This window comes from Paenibacillus sp. 598K (assembly GCF_003851045.1).
GTDB lineage: Bacteria > Bacillota > Bacilli > Paenibacillales > Paenibacillaceae > Paenibacillus_D.
In genome coordinates, this window is the sequence record NZ_BFBX01000218.1 from 4,370 (window position 1) to 5,099 (window position 730).

At 65.8% G+C, this 730-nt stretch carries 1 protein-coding gene; it reads right to left on the reverse strand.

The genetic code is table 11. The annotated features are described in order from the left end of the window. Positions 1–58 precede the first annotated feature (58 nt). Positions 59–730, reverse strand: a 672-nt coding sequence (locus tag PA598K_RS34585; RefSeq protein WP_128661259.1) for a beta-galactosidase trimerization domain-containing protein, incomplete at its 5' end; no start/stop codon positions are given.

The following is a 730-nucleotide window of genomic DNA, read 5'->3' on the forward strand; positions in this document are numbered from 1 at the left end:
CCTCGAGGCTCCCGGTCGTTGTCCTGCTTCTATATCATTCATTACTGTGCTTCATTGGCTAGTCCAGCGATACGCGTCGCAGGATCTCCACCCCATACGGCTCCAGCTTCAGCTCGCCATCCGCCCCCTCACCGCCGAGCAGCCGCTCCCAGCTGCCCGGCAGTCGCAGCTCGCGAGGTTCGCGGCTCAGGTTCAGCGCGAACAGATACGTGCCGCTCTCTCCGGTCCGCTGCGCAAGCTGCACGCCCTCCGGCAGATCGGTCACGGCATCCATCCCTTGCTCTGCCGCCGCCCGCAAGAGCAGCTGGCGAAGATACGCCTCGTCCGGGTGCGTCGCCACATAATACGCGCGGCCTTGCCCGTAACGATGCACCGTCACTGCGGGCGTGCCGTCATAGAAGTCCCCTTCATAGCTGGCGATCGCCTCGGCGCCCTCCAGCCGGAGGATATCGCACCACTGCGTACAGCCGTACGCGCGGCCCCTGTCGTCGACCAGCGTGTGGCGGTCATGTCCGATTGCGTCATACTCCTCGACGCGGATGCCCGTCAGCCCGGCGAGTCGGCCCGGCAGCATCGTCCGCACATGCTGGTTGTTCATCTCCTTGACCCCTGCGCGCATCGTCACGATGACCGTACCGCCGCCCTCGGCGAATCGCTCCAGCTCCGCCGCCACTCGTTCGTCCATCAGGAAGCAGCCGGGAGCGATGACGAGCCGATAGCCATCCAGCCG